The organism is Paraburkholderia unamae (genome assembly GCF_003268775.1).
GTDB lineage: Bacteria > Pseudomonadota > Gammaproteobacteria > Burkholderiales > Burkholderiaceae > Paraburkholderia > Paraburkholderia unamae.
This window is the reverse complement of sequence record NZ_QLSU01000002.1, coordinates 273,835-290,445: the sequence shown is the minus strand read 5'-3', so window position 1 is coordinate 290,445 and position 16,611 is coordinate 273,835. Positions and strand designations below refer to the sequence as shown.

At 63.0% G+C, this 16,611-nt stretch carries 15 protein-coding genes and 1 pseudogene; 8 read left to right on the top strand and 8 right to left on the bottom strand.

Annotated elements, in window-relative coordinates:
- Positions 1-3: 3 nt before the first annotated feature.
- The 3 genes from C7401_RS03905 to C7401_RS03895 form a co-directional block, all read right to left on the bottom strand.
- Positions 4-627 (bottom strand): ankyrin repeat domain-containing protein, encoded by a 624-nt coding sequence (locus C7401_RS03905; protein WP_112170028.1) that lies wholly within the window; start codon positions 625-627, stop codon positions 4-6.
- Between the two features lie 239 nt (positions 628-866).
- Positions 867-2,381: a tyrosine-type recombinase/integrase gene (locus tag C7401_RS03900; protein WP_112170027.1), complete on the bottom strand. Its 1,515-nt coding sequence runs from the start codon at positions 2,379-2,381 to the stop codon at positions 867-869.
- Positions 2,382-2,725: 344 nt separating this feature from the next.
- Positions 2,726-2,983, bottom strand: coding sequence for a hypothetical protein (locus C7401_RS03895; protein ID WP_112170026.1), 258 nt, complete (start codon positions 2,981-2,983; stop codon positions 2,726-2,728).
- 371 nt (positions 2,984-3,354) lie between these two features.
- On the opposite strand from C7401_RS03895, the gene C7401_RS03890 reads away from it, so the two are divergent.
- Positions 3,355-3,675 (top strand): hypothetical protein, encoded by a 321-nt coding sequence (locus C7401_RS03890; RefSeq protein ID WP_224044986.1) that lies wholly within the window; start codon positions 3,355-3,357, stop codon positions 3,673-3,675.
- Positions 3,676-3,709: 34 nt separating this feature from the next.
- Here the strand turns inward: C7401_RS03890 and C7401_RS03885 are convergent, their stop codons facing one another.
- Positions 3,710-3,904, bottom strand: coding sequence for a hypothetical protein (locus tag C7401_RS03885; protein ID WP_112170025.1), 195 nt, complete (start codon positions 3,902-3,904; stop codon positions 3,710-3,712).
- A 338-nt stretch (positions 3,905-4,242) separates the two neighbouring features.
- On the opposite strand from C7401_RS03885, the gene adh reads away from it, so the two are divergent.
- The 3 genes from adh (at position 4,243) to C7401_RS03870 (ending at position 6,828) form a co-directional block, all read left to right on the top strand.
- On the top strand, positions 4,243-5,763 hold the full coding sequence (gene adh, locus C7401_RS03880) for an aldehyde dehydrogenase (RefSeq protein ID WP_112170024.1): 1,521 nt from the start codon (positions 4,243-4,245) through the stop codon (positions 5,761-5,763).
- A 98-nt stretch (positions 5,764-5,861) separates the two neighbouring features.
- Positions 5,862-6,242 (top strand): DUF779 domain-containing protein, encoded by a 381-nt coding sequence (locus C7401_RS03875; protein ID WP_112170023.1) that lies wholly within the window; start codon positions 5,862-5,864, stop codon positions 6,240-6,242.
- Positions 6,243-6,348: 106 nt separating this feature from the next.
- Positions 6,349-6,828, top strand: a complete 480-nt coding sequence (locus C7401_RS03870) for an AraC family transcriptional regulator (protein WP_112170022.1) — start codon at positions 6,349-6,351, stop codon at positions 6,826-6,828.
- Between the two features lie 432 nt (positions 6,829-7,260).
- Here C7401_RS03870 and gyrB read toward each other — a convergent pair whose 3' ends face one another.
- From gyrB to dnaA, 3 genes are all read right to left on the bottom strand, one after another.
- Positions 7,261-9,732, bottom strand: a complete 2,472-nt coding sequence (gyrB, locus tag C7401_RS03865) for a DNA topoisomerase (ATP-hydrolyzing) subunit B (RefSeq protein WP_112170021.1) — start codon at positions 9,730-9,732, stop codon at positions 7,261-7,263.
- Between the two features lie 113 nt (positions 9,733-9,845).
- Positions 9,846-10,949 (bottom strand): DNA polymerase III subunit beta, encoded by a 1,104-nt coding sequence (gene dnaN / locus C7401_RS03855; protein ID WP_112170020.1) that lies wholly within the window; start codon positions 10,947-10,949, stop codon positions 9,846-9,848.
- Positions 10,950-11,235: 286 nt separating this feature from the next.
- Entirely contained in the window at positions 11,236-12,816 is a 1,581-nt protein-coding gene (gene dnaA, locus C7401_RS03850; protein ID WP_220092805.1) for a chromosomal replication initiator protein DnaA, read from the bottom strand.
- A gap of 433 nt (positions 12,817-13,249) precedes the next feature.
- Between dnaA and rpmH the strand changes: the two genes are divergently transcribed.
- The 4 genes and pseudogenes from rpmH (at position 13,250) to yidC (ending at position 16,051) form a co-directional block, all read left to right on the top strand.
- Positions 13,250-13,384, top strand: a complete 135-nt coding sequence (gene rpmH, locus C7401_RS03845; protein ID WP_026120950.1) for a 50S ribosomal protein L34 — start codon at positions 13,250-13,252, stop codon at positions 13,382-13,384.
- A 91-nt stretch (positions 13,385-13,475) separates the two neighbouring features.
- Positions 13,476-13,895: pseudogene (rnpA, locus tag C7401_RS03840) on the top strand (ribonuclease P protein component); the annotation flags it as partial.
- Between the two features lie 218 nt (positions 13,896-14,113).
- On the top strand, positions 14,114-14,344 hold the full coding sequence (gene yidD, locus C7401_RS03835; RefSeq protein WP_028211944.1) for a membrane protein insertion efficiency factor YidD: 231 nt from the start codon (positions 14,114-14,116) through the stop codon (positions 14,342-14,344).
- Between the two features lie 30 nt (positions 14,345-14,374).
- Positions 14,375-16,051, top strand: coding sequence for a membrane protein insertase YidC (gene yidC, locus C7401_RS03830; RefSeq protein WP_112170018.1), 1,677 nt, complete (start codon positions 14,375-14,377; stop codon positions 16,049-16,051).
- 139 nt (positions 16,052-16,190) lie between these two features.
- Here yidC and C7401_RS03825 read toward each other — a convergent pair whose 3' ends face one another.
- On the bottom strand, positions 16,191-16,610 hold the full coding sequence (locus C7401_RS03825) for a transcriptional regulator (protein ID WP_112170017.1): 420 nt from the start codon (positions 16,608-16,610) through the stop codon (positions 16,191-16,193).
- Position 16,611: the final 1 nt, after the last annotated feature.

The window sequence follows — 16,611 nt, the reverse complement described above, 5'->3', positions numbered from 1 at the left end:
GTATCAGTGCATGGCGGGGCCGGCCGGCGCGACCTTGACCTTGCGATCGTCCGACATCAGGTCGTAGATGCGGCCCATGATGGCCGGCTCGTTCATGGCCCGGTCGCTGGCAAGGCGGGCACGGCCGTAATCGAGTACGTCGCCGGTGTAGCGGTTCACGATGGCAAGGATCACGGTGCCGTCCGGGCGACGCTCGACCGCGGCCTGCATCGACTCGGCGTCGATGCCTTGGCGGTCCGACTCGCGTTCGAGCAGGCGGATCACCTCGCGGTGCTCGTTGCCGCGTGCGAAATCCAGCGGGGTAAGTTTTGCGTCTTGCTCGCGATCGAACGTCACGGCGTTCAGGGGTGCGTCGGCTTCGAGCAGCAGACGGCAAAGATGGGCTTGCCCGCGTTGGGCAGCGATGTGAAGGGCGGAAAGGCCGGTGTACGGGCCGGAGTTGAAGGCTACGTGAACCAGCGGAACCGGCGATGAAGCGCGCAAGAGGCTTTTGACGGTGGCGATCTCACGGTCAAAGATGGCGTTCAGCAACCGGCTGTGCGTGGTAAAGACGGCGGATCGCTCGTCGCTGGTGAGGCTGGCGAGGATTTCGTCGATCGACTGGGTGTTGTTGTTGAAGTCTTGCATGGCACGCTCTTGTGATCACCGCGGGATTTGCGGTAAACGGACGATACCGGTGCCAGGCGGGCCTCGTACAGCCGAGGGGTTGCAGCGTGTTGCGACGTGTTGGATCGGCCGGAAAGCCTTGCCAGGCGGGCATCGACGGTCGACAAGCCCCGCGGTGAGGGCAGCCGGGGGTTCGTGCCCGGCGCGCTAGCGCCCCGGGGTTGGGGTTGTGCGAGGCAGGGTCCGGCCTTCCCTTGCTTTCAGGCGCCGGCTTCCAGCAGCGTGCGCAGTTGTTCGAGCACGGCCGGGTCGATGTCGCGGCCTTTCAACGCGTCGAGCAAGGCGTCCGCGTTGCCCGGCTTGCTGGACTCCATCAGCCCGGCGGCCTCAAACACCCGGCGCTCGTGCGCGAGGTAGATCGGGCGGAGCATGTTCAACTTGCTCTTGATGCCGATGTACGTCTGCGTGATGTCCGCCTTCTGGTCGGCGTGGTTGAGCGCGATTTTCACCAGGCCGAAGTTCTGCGTCCCGTTGATCATGACCGTTTCGGCCACGCTTCCCGCGAAGGATCGCCGCAGGTCGTGCATTCGGATTTTTAGGCCCGAACCGTCTTCCCCGATGTCGAGCGCGCCTTGCGGCTCGACGAGGTGCAGGCCGCGGCGTTCGGATGGGAACACCCATTCCGGGAACTCGATCGTTTCGCCCTTTGCCGCGCGCCGAACATCCCGCCCCCGGGGCGTTTCGTTGTGTGCTTTCAAGTCGCGCAGCAGTTGTGCGCACGTGTCGGTGAGCGGGAACGCGTGCGTCGAGCCGTTTTTCGTGTCCCGGAACTGCACGAACTTACGGTCGAAATCCACGTCGCTCCACCGGAGCGCGGCGGACTCCGACCGACGTGCGCCCCACGCCAGCGAAAGCAGGATGTAATCCGCCATGACGCGCTTGGTCCACGGACGCCGGCCAGTCGGCGTCGTCCGCATTTTGGCGATCGTGCGCAGCCAGTCTTGGCTTTGCGTCTCCTCGGTGTCGAGCGCCGTCGTTCGGCGCTTGCCCGCCGGCAGTTTGTGCGTTTTCAGGTACTCGTCGAACGGGTTCAGCGGCGGCTCTTCCACCGACGACATGCGCGACCACGCGGCCCGCGTGTAGCGCCAGCATTTCAGAGCGGTGGTACCGCTGATGGTAGTCGTCAACTGATCCATCATGGCTTTGAGGTCGGCCGCGGTCACGTCGTGCACGGGCATGTGCCAGATGCTCGTCCGACCGACCCATTGCGCCACGTCCCGCCGATCGCGCAGCGTGCCCGGCGCGTCGGTCGCGGCCTGGCGCTCCGCGTCGCGCTTGACCACGAACTCGAACGTGAGTTTGTCCCGGTCATACCGGGCCGCCGTGGCCTTCCGGTTGTCCTTGACGATGTGGTTCGGGTCGATGCCTTCAGCCATCTTCGCCAGCGCGTCGGCGGCTTTCTTCTGCGCCGCTTTCAGCGCCGTGGCCGGAAAGTCACCGCAGGGGAACCGGCACGGCTTGCCGGCCAGTTTTCGCTCCGCGTAAAACACCCGGCTCTTCGCGGTGATGCGCAACGAAAAGCCTTTCATGGTCGCGTCGCGCACGAAGTAGTCCGTCATCCCGCCCGGCACCGGGGCGGTGATGACTTGGCCGGTGGACGATACGCCGACCGGACGCTGCTCGAACGGCAAGCGGGCGATCTGGAGCAACGTCTTGTCGTTGAACGGGATTTTTTCGATGCTGGGCGCCGGGTTGGCGTCGTTTTGGGCGGTCATGGGTCATTCCAGACGGGCGTGGGCTCGGGTGAATCATACCGGCTTTTGGCTCCCCATTGGCTCCCCGCCGATCCTGAAAAAACCCGCAAAACCCCGTGATTTGCCTGTTTTTTGAGCAGGCCTGCTCGATGGTTACCGTGCTTGATAAATCGCATAATCTCATGTATTTGCTAGAGTTTTCAACGACAACCCACCGATTTTTAGACGATTCGGGTACGCCCTCTTAATCCGTAGGTCGAGTGTTCGAGTCACTCACGCCCCACCAGCAAATTCAGTCAAAAAGCCCGATCCTTGCGATCGGGCTTTTTGCATTTCTCGCCGCTTTCCTGAGCGGCCCGCCGACGTTATTTCGTACGCCGCGTGTGACGCGAAGCCTGCTTCGGGCGCGGCAGCCAGCGGCCGAGCGCCTCAAAGCCGTCGAGTTGGCGCAGCAGCGTGTCGACAGTCGAAAGCTGAACGTGAGTCAGGTGGTTTTGCTTGAGGAGCGTATGCAGGCGTTTGCGCCAGTACGCGACGCCCATCACCGGCACCTCGAAATCGCCGGCCAGCGAAGGCGGCATCACGCGCGCGATATGCGCGATTTCCTGTTCGACGAATGTCATGGCTTACCCCGTTGGTCCCGCCGTGTTTCTTATCGTATGAAGTACTGTAGAACGCCGCGTGGGGAACGCCAGCCTACCCGTATGGATAGGTAACCAATAGTCGGACTAATCGGGGACCGAGCCGATGGTCGCGCAACCGCAAGCGCCGCTCGCGCCGCGGTGCTCGCCCACTCCGTGCGTCGGCCGGTTGTGGGTTTGCGCTACCTGCTCGCCTCTTTCACGACTGCACCTGCTGGACGCCGCCCGACATTACGGCATCCGAATGATTTGACTCCGAATCGCCTGGCGCGCTTTTCAGACTCTTCCTATAGGGTTTTTCCGACTGGATGTTGATCATAGTCAGGTCAACTACTGCCCTGAAGAGGTGAATCATGATGCACGGTCATCCCGTCGACCGGCTGGTGGCGGGCGCGATCGTCGGTGCGCTCGTTACGGCGATTCTGGTCCTGCTGCTGGTCTGGCTGGATATCCCGCCCGAGAAGCAAGTGGGCCTGGCGGTCCGGCTCGCGGTGCCGGTGCTGATTTCGGCGTGCGCGCTGCTGATCCGCCCCTTGTTGTTCAAGACGGTGCTGCGCGAGCGTCGCGATCCCCTGATGCTGGAGGAGGATCTGAACCAGTTGCTCGTGGGCCGCGCGCTCGGCGTGGTCGGCGGCTTCTTCTTCGGCGTCACGCTCGCGACCCAGCTCCTCTGATCCGTTGAACCTTTGATCGTCTATCCGCCGGTGCTCAAAGGAACGGCTTGCCGTCCACCTGCTCATAGACGACGTTGCCATCGTCGTCCTGGAACTGCTCCAGATAATTGCGGGCGCCGCAAAGCGGGCATCGGAACAAGGGCCCCTGCCCTTCGTTCTTGATGACCACTTCGCTCTGTTCCCACGGGGTGCCGCACGACTGGTTGCGGCAAACAAATGTACTCGACATGCAGACTCTCCTGACTGTTACGGGTGCAAAGCCTACCTCATGTGCGGCCTGCGCGCCGCAAATCTCCGTTCATAGCGCGAATCGCCCTCACAAGCTGTTCACTTCTTGAGCAGTCGAACCGCTTCCTTTGCTCCGGCCTGACGCAGTCGTCGCGCTCCACCCACTGCGCTCATGGCGGGCATACGCGGGGTGCTCGCTCGCCAACGCGCCGCCACGGGTCCACCCGCCGTCACGCCGCCGCGCTGGCATGTTTCTCGCGTTAGCGTGCCCCGGTAGCGCGGCCACGCCACACGGCGCGCCCATCCATATCGAGATCGAGAACACAGAGGAGCACGGAGATGAATCACGCGGACATGCAATTTCTGACCACTGAATTCCCGTACAAGAAGCAGTATGGCAACTTCATCGGCGGCGAGTGGGTGGCGCCGCTGGGCGGCGAGTATTTCGACGACATCTCGCCCATCACGGGCCATGCGTTCACGTCCATTCCGCGCTCGCGCGAAGCCGACATCGAACTCGCGCTCGACGCCGCGCACAAGGCCAAGACCGCATGGGGCAAGACCTCGCCCACCGAGCGCGCCAACATCCTGAACCGCATTGCCGACCGGATCGAGCAGAACCTGCACAAGCTCGCCGTGGCCGAAACCATCGATAACGGCAAGCCGCTGCGCGAAACGCTCGCCGCCGACATTCCGCTCGCCGCCGATCACTTCCGCTACTTCGCCGGCTGCGTGCGCGCGCAGGAAGGCGGCATCTCCGAGATCGATCACGACACGGTCGCCTATCACTTCCATGAGCCGCTCGGCGTGGTCGGCCAGATCATTCCGTGGAACTTCCCGATTCTCATGGCCGCCTGGAAGCTCGCGCCCGCGCTCGCCGCCGGCAACTGCGTGGTGCTCAAGCCCGCCGAGCAAACACCCGCCTCGTTCCTCGTGCTCGTCGAGGTGATCCAGGACCTGCTGCCGCCCGGCGTGCTCAACGTGGTGAACGGCTTCGGCCTCGAAGCGGGCAAGCCGCTCGCCTCGAACAAGCGCATCGCCAAGATCGCCTTCACGGGCGAGACCACGACCGGCCGCCTCATCATGCAGTACGCGAGCCAGAACATCATTCCGGTGACGCTGGAACTGGGCGGCAAAAGCCCGAACATCTTCTTCGCCGACGTGCTCGACCACGACGACAGCTACTTCGACAAGGCGCTCGAAGGCTTCGCGATGTTCGCGCTCAACCAGGGCGAAGTGTGCACGTGCCCCTCGCGCGTGCTGATCGACGAGAAGATCTACGACCGTTTCATGGAGCGCGCGCTCAAGCGCGTGGCGGCGATCCATCAAGGACACCCGCTCGACACGAAAACGATGATCGGCGCGCAGGCCTCGCAGGAACAACTGGAAAAGATCCTCTCGTACATCGACCTGGGCAAGCAGGAAGGCGCGCAATGCCTGATTGGCGGCGAGCGCAACACGCTGGGTGGCGAGCTGGGTGACGGCTACTACGTGAAGCCCACGGTTTTCCGCGGCCACAACAAGATGCGCATCTTCCAGGAAGAGATTTTCGGGCCCGTGGTTTCGGTCACGACCTTCAAGACCGAAGAGGAAGCGCTGGAGATCGCCAACGACACGCTCTACGGGCTCGGTGCGGGCGTCTGGACGCGCGACGGCACGCGTGCCTACCGTTTCGGCCGCGCGATCCAGGCGGGCCGCGTGTGGACCAACTGCTATCACGCCTATCCGGCGCACGCGGCGTTCGGCGGCTACAAGCAGTCGGGCATCGGGCGCGAGAACCACAAGATGATGCTCGACCACTACCAGCAAACGAAAAACCTGCTCGTGAGCTATAGCGAGCAGCCGCTCGGGTTCTTCTGACCGCTCCTGGTGCTTTGGCGTCGCGCGATGCGGCGGCCAGACGGCCGCCATGGCGTGCGACGCCACCCTTTTTGGCATCCTCATTGGAGCGATCTGACATGGTCGACCGCGTAACCGCCACACCGGCCGCGCTCGCGCTGATAGAGCAACTCGCGCGCGAGCACGGCTCCCTGCTCTTTCACCAGTCGGGCGGCTGCTGCGACGGCAGCGCGCCGATGTGCTTTCCCGCCGGCGAGTTCATGGTCGGCAACGCCGACGTCCAGTTGGGCGAGATTGGCGGCGTGCCGTTCTATATGACGGGGGCGCAATTTGAGTACTGGCAGCATACCCAGCTCATCATCGACGCCGTGCCGGGCAACGGTGGCATGTTTTCGCTGGAAAGGCCCACGGGACTGCGCTTTCTCACGCGTTCGCGGCTGTACGACGATGCGGAAAACGCGTGGCTCGAGGCGCATCCCGTGACGCGGGTGAGTTCGTAGCGCCCGGCACGCTGACACACACGAAGTACGTCTCTCAAGGCGCGGTGCTATCTTGGACCGCATGTAGCCGCGCATTCGCGCGGCCAGCGCACCTGGAGAGATCATCATGCCGAACCGCGAAGCGAAGCTCCTTACCCTCGAGCCAATGGACCTGCTCGCTGTTAGCCACGTGGGCCCGTACATGAAGATCGGCGACGCGTTCTATACGCTCGCGCAGTGGCTCAGCGAGCGCAACGTGCGCACGTCGGGCGCGAAGATGGTCGGCATCTATTACGACGATCCCAATACGGTCGAAGAATCGAAGCTCAGGTCGAAGGCGGCGCTGCGTCTTGCGCACGAGACCGACGTGGAGATCGTTTCACCCGTGGAGAAGTTTCAGCTACGCGGCGGCGAGCACGCGATGGTCCTGCACGTAGGGCCTTACCAGGGGCTGCAACAGGCGTGGATGTGGTTCTACAACGAGGGATTGCAGAAGCTCGGGCGCAAGCCGGACTTTTCGGCGCCTTCGTTCGAGGTGTATCTGAATACGCCGGATGAAGCGGCGCCGGAGGATTTGAAGACCGAGCTCTATATCCCGCTGGCTTGATTTGCGCGATTCGCCGGTTTGCACGATGCCGCCTGAGAGGTTTTCCGGCGGCGTCGCTGTTTCCGGTGAGCGGTTTCTTAGGTTTCTTTAATTTATGTATACGTAAACGTAGTAATAGTTAACAAGCCCCTGGGTAATCTGTGGATAACGGGGGAAAACCGTTGAGTAAACAAAGCTGTGGAAAATTCATAACCTTGCGGGCGTTAACGGGACAACGCCAGGCAGCTGCTGGCAACTTTTCCACATTTTCCGGGTGACGCAAGTTATCCCCGATTCGTGCACAGTGATTTCCAGGGGTTTTCCGAGGGTTTTCCGAGGGTTATCCGCTGGGGGCTGTGGATAGTGTGTGGCCCGTGGCTGCGCTGCGTTCAGGGCAAAAAAAAGCGCCCCGAAGGGCGCTTTTTTGCTGGCGAGTAAGCTCGCGCGTTGCGATCAAACGTCAATATTCCCCGCGCGCAACGCATTGCTCTCGATAAACGCGCGACGCGGCTCGACATCGTCACCCATGAGCGTCGTGAAGATGCCATCGGCGGCGATCGCATCTTCGATCTGCACGCGCAGCAAACGGCGCACAGCCGGATCCATCGTCGTTTCCCAGAGCTGCCCAGGGTTCATCTCGCCGAGGCCCTTGTAGCGCTGTTTCGACACGTTGCGCTCGGCGTCCGCAATCAGCCACTTCATCGCGCTCTTGAAGTCGTTCACGGCCATGCTGCGCTCGCCACGCTTGATGATCGCGTTCTTGCCGATCAAGCCCTTGAACGTATTGGCCGTGTTCACGAGCTGCTGATAGTCGGCGGTGAGCTGGAACTCCTCGTCGATGACCGACACCTTCACGTTGCCGTGATGGCGGCGTTCCACGCGCAGCGAACGCTGTTCGCGCACCGCGTCGTACATCGGCACCACGGTCACTTCAGGCTTCAGCGGATCGTCGCGCAGTTGCGCTTCGAGCGCACGCGCCGAAGCTTCGGTCGACTCCTCGCTCGACAGATCGAGTGCCACGCCGTCCATGATCGCTTCGAGCGCACGCACATCGTACAGGCGGCTCAAACGGTCCACCACGCCGCGCGCGAGCTGGTACGAACGCGCGAGTTCGCCGAGCGCGTCGCCCGAGATCGGTGTCGCGCCTTCGGTCGGCACCAGTTCCGAGCCGTTCAGCGCGAGACGCAGCATGTGTGCGTTCAGATCGGCGTCGTCCTTCAGGTAGCGCTCGTCTTTGCCCGCCTTGAGCTTGTAGAGCGGCGGCTGCGCGATATACACGTAGCCGCGCTCGATCAGCTCCGGCATCTGGCGATAGAAGAACGTGAGCAGCAGCGTGCGGATGTGCGCGCCGTCCACGTCCGCGTCGGTCATGATGATGATGCGGTGATAGCGCAGCTTTTCCAGGTTGTAGTCGTCCTTGCCGATGCCGCAGCCCAGTGCGGTGATCAGCGTGACGATCTGCTCGGAAGACAGCAGCTTGTCGTAGCGCGCCTTTTCGACGTTCAGCACCTTGCCGCGCAGCGGCAGGATGGCCTGGAACTTACGGTCGCGGCCTTGCTTGGCCGAGCCGCCTGCCGAGTCGCCCTCGACGATATAGACTTCCGACTTCGCCGGATCCTTTTCCTGGCAGTCCGCGAGCTTGCCCGGCAGGCCCACGCCGTCGAGCACGCCCTTGCGGCGCGTCATTTCGCGTGCCTTGCGCGCGGCGTCGCGCGCACGCGCAGCGTCGACGATCTTGCCGCAAATGGTCTTCGCGTCGTTCGGCGTTTCCAGCAGGAATTCTTCGAGCGCCTTCGCCACGACGTCTTCGACGGGCGCACGCACTTCCGAAGAAACCAGCTTGTCCTTCGTCTGCGAGCTGAACTTCGGCTCCGGCACCTTCACCGACAGCACGCACGACAGGCCTTCGCGCATGTCGTCGCCCGAGGTCTCGACCTTGGCTTTCTTGGCGATTTCGTTATCGGCGATGTACTTGTTGATCACGCGCGTCATGGCCGCGCGCAGACCCGTCAAGTGCGAGCCGCCGTCGCGCTGCGGGATGTTGTTTGTGAAGCACAGCACGCTTTCGTTGTAGCTGTCGTTCCACTGCATCGCCACTTCCACGCCCACGCCGTCCTTCTCGCCCTGGATGTAGAAGATGTTCGGGTGCAGGACGGTCTTGGCCTTGTTGATGTACTCGACAAAGCCCTTCACACCGCCCGCGAACGCGAAATCGTCTTCCTTGCCCGTGCGCTGGTCGGTCAGGCGAATGCGCACGCCGTTGTTCAGGAACGAGAGCTCCCGAATCCGCTTGGCGAGGATGTCGTAGTGATACTCCACGCTGCCGAAGATCGTTTCGTCGGCCATGAAGTGCACTTCGGTGCCGCGATTTTCGGTGTCGCCGAGCACTTGCATCGGCGAGACGGCGTGGCCGTCGCGCTCTTCGAGAATGCGGTTCTGCGGCACGCCACGGTGGAATTCCATGAAGTGCTTCTTGCCGTTGCGGCGCACGGTCAGGCGCAGGAAGCTCGACAGTGCGTTCACGCACGAGACGCCCACGCCGTGCAGGCCGCCCGAGACCTTGTAGCTGTTCTGGTCGAACTTGCCGCCCGCGTGCAGCTCGGTCATCACGATTTCAGCGGCGCTGCGCTTCGGATCGTGCTTGTCGTCCATCTTCACGTCCGTGGGAATGCCGCGGCCGTTGTCGGTGATCGAGATGGAGTTGTCCGCGTGGATCACCACGTGGATGTCGTTACAGTAGCCGGCGAGGGCTTCGTCGATCGAGTTGTCCAGCACTTCGAAGACGAGATGGTGCAGACCGGTGCCGTCCGACGTGTCGCCGATGTACATCCCGGGGCGCTTGCGCACCGCCTCCAGACCTTCGAGGATCTGGATCGACGAGGCGCCGTAGCTGTTGTCGGGTTGCGAGTTGTTCGTATCAGTCATGGATTTTTCCGGTTCTGCGTACTGCCTGTGTTACTGCTCGAGACTTTTTCGAAAAGCCATAAAAACGCCAAAGGGGCGCAGCGCCCCCTGGTGTTCTTCTTCTGTCGCGCTTTTTAGATGCGCATTGGCATCACCACGTACTTGAATTCCTCGTTCTCGGGAATCGTGATGAGTGCGCTGGAACTGGCGTCGCCGAGGCTCACTTCCAGCGTGTCGACCTTCAGGTTCGCGAGTACGTCGAGCAGATACGTGACGTTGAACCCGATGTCGATGGTGTCGCCCTGGTAGGCGATTTCCAGCTCTTCCTGCGCCTCTTCCTGGTCGGCGTTGGTCGACATGATCTTGAGCTGGCCCGGCTCGATGATGCAGCGCACGCCCTTGAACTTGTCGGACGTGAGAATCGCCGCGCGTTGCAGCGAGCGTTGCAGTTCTTCGCGGCCGATCTGGAAGGTGTTCTTGTGCGCCTTCGGAATCACGCGCTGGAAGTCGGGGAACTTGCCTTCCACGAGCTTCGAAACCAGTTCGACCTGGCCGAACGTGAACTTCACCTGGGTCGAGCCGATGTCGATCTTCAGCGTGTCGTCGATGTCTTCGAGCAGGCGCTGGAGTTCGAGAATGGTCTTGCGCGGGATGATGACTTCCTGGCGCGCGAACGAGCCTTCGATCTTCATCGACGAGAACGCGAGGCGGTGGCCGTCGGTCGCGACCGCCATGAGCTGGTCGCCGTCCACGACGAGCAGCATGCCGTTCAGGTAGTAGCGGATGTCCTGCTGCGCCATGGCGAAATACACCATGCCGAGCAACTGGCGGAACGTCTTTTGCGGCACCGCGAGGTTCGCACCGAAGTCCTTGGCCTGCGCCACCGTGGGGAACTCGTCCGCGGCGAGCGTTTGCAAGGCAAAACGGCTTTTGCCCGACTGCACCGTGAGGCGCTTGTCGGCGAGCGTGAGCGTGACCTGGCCGTCGGGCATCGCGCGCAGGATGTCGAGCAGCTTGCGCGCCGCGACCGTCGTGGCGACCTGGTCGTTGCCAACGCCGAAATCGGCGGTCGTGGTGATCTGCAACTCGAGGTCGGTCGACAGGAACGAGACGTCGGAACCGGTTTTGGTGATCAGCAGATTGGCGAGGATCGGCAACGTGTGGCGGCGTTCGACAATGCCGCTCACCGTTTGCAGCGGCCTCAGCAGGTTATCGCGTTCGGTCTTGACCAGTTGCATAGAGTTCCTTCGTTGATGTGACGGTCTGCGCGCCCGCCCGGCGCCGATACTGCCGACGTGACTCCACGTAAGTCACGCGGCCCTGGCGCCGCTCAGGCGGTTGATGCAGCACAGGCCGCGGCGTGGTGACCGCCCCGGACCGCCGGGCGGTTAAACCCATATTGTGCCTGAAAACGGACCACTTCCCTAAATTGGGGGCGATCCGCGAAATAAACAGGGGGTACCTGCCCGGCTGCGACCTCCGGCCCCGCCTTTTGCCTGCTGCGTGGGTGCTACGGACCTGCGATTAACCCTTCAGCGTCTGCTCCAGCACGTGCAGCTCGTGGTTGAGCTGGGCGTCCTTGGTGCGTTCGTCGGCGATCTTGCGCACGGCGTGCAGCACCGTGGTGTGGTCGCGGCCGCCGAACAGCTCGCCGATTTCCGGCAGGCTCTTCTGCGTGAGCTCCTTGGCCAGATACATGGCGATCTGGCGCGGGCGCGCGATGTTGGCCGGACGCTTCTTCGAATACATGTCGGCGACCTTGATGCTGTAGAAGTCGGCCACCGTTTTCTGGATGTTTTCGACCGAAATCTGGCGGTTCTGCACCGTCAGCAGGTCCTTGAGCGCTTCCTTGGTCAGCTCGATCGAGATCTCGCGGCCGTGGAACTTCGAGTACGCGAGGATCTTGCGCAGCGCGCCTTCGAGTTCGCGCACGTTCGAGCGCAGGTGCTTCGCGACGAAGAACGCCACGTCCTCGTTCAGGCTCACGCCTTCCGATTGCGCCTTGCGCATCAGAATCGCCACGCGCATTTCCAGCTCGGGCGGCTCGATCGCGACCGTCAGGCCCGAGTCGAAGCGCGAGATCAGGCGGTCGTCGATACCCGAGATTTCCTTCGGATACGTATCGCTCGTGATGATCACCTGCGCCTTGTTGGCGACCAGCGCCTCGAACGCGTAGAAGAACTCTTCCTGCGTGCGCGACTTGCCCGAGAAGAACTGAATATCGTCGATCAACAGCAGGTCGAGCGAGTGGTAGTAGCGCTTGAAGTCGTCGAACGCCTTGCGCTGGTACGCCTTCACCACGTCGGACACGTACTGCTCCGCGTGGATGTAGCGAATGCGCGCGCCCGGCTTGTCGAGCAGAAGCTGGTTGCCGATCGCGTGGATCAAGTGGGTCTTGCCGAGGCCCACGCCGCCGTACAGGAACAGCGGGTTGTATGAAATGCCGGGGTTGTCCGCCACCTGGATGGCAGCCGCGCGCGCGAGCTGGTTCGCCTTGCCGGTCACGAAGTTGTCGAACGTGAGCACCGGGTTGAGCTTCGAGCGCTCGTAGGTCGGGTCCGGCTCGCCGCTCGAGGCGGCCGCAGCCGCGCCCTGACCGGGGCGCCACGTGCGGCGGCCGGCGGCGGCTTCGTTGGCGTCGAGGCTCGGCAGGTCGAGATCGGCGGCGTCATCGGCGCTCGCGTGCGCGGCGGCCGAAGCGGCTTGCACCATGCCCGCGAGGCCCGTGCCGCCCATCGTGGCCGATTGGGGCGCGCTGGCGCTCATGGCCGCGCCAACCGGCGCGGCGTCGACACGCGCGGGCGAAAGCGGCGCGCGCGGCGCAGCGGGTGCCGCGACGTGAGGCGCGCGCATGCCCGCCTTCGGGTCGAGGACGAACTGCACGTCGACAGGCGTCTGCCAGAAGTCGCGCGCCATGTCGGTGATCCGGCCCGAAAACTGGCTTTTGACCCAGTCGAGCTTGAAGCGGTTGGGAGCGGCTATCTGCAGCGTGTTCGCCGCAGCATCGAAGGCAACCGGGGCCAACGGTTTAATCCACGTCACGTACTGCTGGGGCGTTAGCTCACGCTCCAGTAGTGCGGAACAGTGTTGCCAGAATTCGTTCATCGAGTTGCTGTGGTCGTTTTGTTTGCATACATTGCGGTCGCTCCGCTCTTGTCGCACCAATGCAACGAGGCCCTGGCGGAGCGACGGCAAATGCTCCGGAAGCCCGCGCGGCAAGGGTTTTGCGGCAAGCAGGCGGGCCGGAGCGGCATGCAGGATTCTTGGGATAGCCGAGATTCTAACGCCGAAATCCCCTGACCAGGAAGTTATCCACAGGGACGGATCAACGCACGGACGTTCGGTCGCCACCGGCCCCGCAGCCCCGTCAATATGGCCGCCGCATAGCCGTCGCGTGCGGTTCGATGCCCTAACCTATTGACGGCCAACGAAAAAGCGGCTTAAATAGCGGGTTCCTCGAAAACCAATCCCTAGTACCACCGGCCATTGCCTTTTTCCGCGATGCTCGCCGCGGTCAAAACTCAACAGTGAGAGCAACATGAAACGTACTTTCCAACCTTCCGTTACCCGTCGCAAGCGTACCCATGGTTTCCGCGTGCGCATGAAGACCGCCGGTGGCCGCAAAGTGATCAACGCACGCCGTGCGAAGGGTCGCAAGCGCCTCGCCGTCTAAGTCGGGCAGCATCGCTATCAGCGAAATCACGGGTAGCGGCCCGCTCGCGAGCACGGCGAACAGGACGACCCCGGTAACTGATCGGGGCGTCATGCCGTCGCGAACGCAAGCCGCTTTTCCGAAAGCCGCAAGGCTACTGAAAACGGATGAATTCTCATCCGTTTTTCGTTTGCGCCCTTGGCGCCGCACCGAGCACTTCGTTGTGTACGGCCGGCCCACGGGTAACGAGGCGCGGCTCGGGCTCGTGATCGGCAAGAAGTTCGCGCCGCGCGCAGTCACGCGCAATCTCGTGCGCCGGATCGCCCGCGAGGCGTTTCGCGTGCGTCGCGCGCAGTTCGAAGGTTTCGACCTGCTGCTGCGCCTGCACACGAAATTCGACCGCAAGGCGCGGCCGGCCGCGTCGTCGCCGGGGCTCAAGGCCTTGTGCCGCGGCGAGATCGAGACGTTGCTCGAAAAGGCCGCGCGCGAAGTCACGCGGCGCGCAGGCGCTTCGCCTGCCGCGCCTGCGACATCCGCGCGCACCCCTTGCGCGACGCAAACCGCGGCACCAGATGCAGATCCGGCGCGTGACCAGGCCGGTAAGGATTTGCCGCCGGACCAGGGCACGTCCGAAACAGGCACACCCCGCACGTCATGAGCGGGGCGCGCGAGTCCGGTATTTCCGATGTGCGCGCCGCGCGAGCGGCGCGTGCTTCGTCATCGAGCGCGGCGCAGTCGGGCCGCAACGCCATGCAAACGGTACTGATCGCACTGCTGCGTTTCTACAAGCTTGCCGTGAGTCCCCTCCTCGGCAACCGGTGCCGTTTTTATCCTTCCTGTTCGGATTACGCACGCGAGGCAATCCAGTATCATGGCGCCGCGCGTGGGACTTACCTCGCCGCGCGGCGGCTGTGCCGCTGCCATCCGTTTTCGGCGGGCGGCGTCGATCTCGTCCCGCCTGCATCTCCGAAAAAGCGCTGACGCGCCATTCCATCGACACTGAGACAACGCATGGATATCAAACGCACCGTCCTATGGGTCATCTTCTTCATGTCAGCGGTCATGCTGTACGACAACTGGCAGCGCGACCACGGACGTCAGTCGATGTTCTTCCCGAGCGCGACGCAAACGCAGACGCAAACCGCCGCGGGCGGCGCCGCGCCCGCCAGCGCCGCCAATGGCGCGTCCGACTTGCCGACGGCTAACGCCGCCGCCGGTCAGGCGCCGACGAACACGGCCCAGCCCGCCGCCGTCGCGGCACAGCTCGTGCATTTCCGCACCGACGTCTACGACGGCGTGATCGACACGCGCGGCGGCACGCTCGTGAAGCTCTCGCTCGTGAAGGAAAGCGCCGACGGCAAGGGTCCCGAGCAGTACATCACGCTGTTCGACCACACGAACGACCACACGTATCTTGCGCGCACGGGCCTGCTCGGCGGCGACTTCCCGAATCACAACGACGTGTTCACGGCCGTCGACGGTCCGCGCGAGCTGACCGGCGACGCCAACTCGTTCCAGGTCGCGCTCCAGTCGCCCGAGAAGGGCGGCGTGAAGGTCACCAAGACCTACACGTTCACGCGCGGCAGCTACGTGATCGGCGTGGACTGGAAGGTGCAGAACGTGAGCGGCGCGCCCGTCTCGCCCACGCTCTACATGGAAATCGTGCGTGACAGCGAGCCGGTCGAAACGCCGCGCTTCTCGCACACCTTCATCGGCCCGGCGGTGTACTCGAACGAGCATCACTTCCAGAAGATCACGTTCAGCGACATCGACAAGAACAAGGCCGACTTCGTGAGCCAGGCCGACAACGGCTGGATCGCGATGGTGCAGCACTACTTCGCGACCGCGTGGATTCCGCAGCAGGGCGCCAAGCGCAGCATCTATGTCGAGAAGTTCGACAACTCGCTCTACCGCGTGGGCGTGAAGCAGCCGCTCGGCACGATCGCTCCGGGTGCGACGGACAACGTGCAGGCACGCCTCTTCGCCGGTCCGGAAGAGGAGCGCATGCTCGAAGGCGTCGCGCCGGGTCTGGAGCTCGTGAAGGACTACGGCTGGGTGACGATCATCGCCAAGCCGCTCTTCTGGCTGCTCGAGAAGATCCACGGTTATGTGGGCAACTGGGGCTGGGCGATCGTGCTGCTCACGCTGCTCATCAAGGCCGTGTTCTTCCCGCTCTCCGCCGCCAGCTACAAGTCGATGGCGCGCATGAAGGAAATCACGCCGCGCATGCAGGCGCTGCGCGAGCGCTTCAAGAGCGACCCGCAGAAGATGAACGCAGCGCTCATGGAGCTCTACAAGACCGAGAAGGTGAATCCGTTCGGCGGCTGTCTGCCGGTGGTGATCCAGATTCCGGTGTTCATCTCGCTGTACTGGGTGCTGCTCTCGTCGGTGGAAATGCGCGGCGCGCCGTGGATTCTCTGGATTCACGACCTTTCGCAGCAGGACCCGTTCTTCATCCTGCCGGTGCTGATGGCCGTGTCGATGTTCGTGCAGACCAAGCTGAACCCGACGCCGCCGGACCCCGTCCAGGCCAAGATGATGATGTTCATGCCGATCGCGTTCTCGGTCATGTTCTTCTTCTTCCCGGCGGGTCTCGTGCTGTACTACGTCGTGAACAACGTGCTCTCCATCGCGCAGCAGTACTACATCACGCGCATGATGGGCAAAGGCAAGAAGAAGGAAGCTTGAGTGTAGAAGCGGCGCGGAGTGACTCCCGCCGCTTGCTCGGGGCTCGAAAAAAAGCCGTCCGGTTCACGCCGGACGGCTTTTTGTTTTGCTGGGCCGCTATTTTCTTGACGGCGCAAAGCGCGGTGGTCGCGCTCGCGGGTCAATTCTTGTCGGCGTCACCGTAGAATTGGGCGATCAGTTCCTGCACGAGGTAACGGTGGTGAGCGCTGAGCGATTCGATTTTCGAGGCCAGTTCCAGCGCTTCTTCGGAGAGCGGATATTTTTCGTCCGGCTTGCGCGGTCTCGGCACTGCTGAAACGGCGTTACCCGGCGGCCCGTAATGCAGCCAGTGCAGATCGACGTCGAACCATTTCGCCAGTGTCTCCAGTTTGTCGTGCGTAGGGATGGTGCGGCCGCTCAGCCATTTGTGCGCCGTTTGCGGCGACACCGGATGCTCGCCGTGATGCCGCAGGTTGAACCGGTTGGCCAGGTCGGTGCTGCCACGCAATTTTTCGGGTGCGCGCTTCATCGCGAACTTAAGACGTTCGGCAAAGGCGGCTTTTTCTTCGGGTGTGGGCATG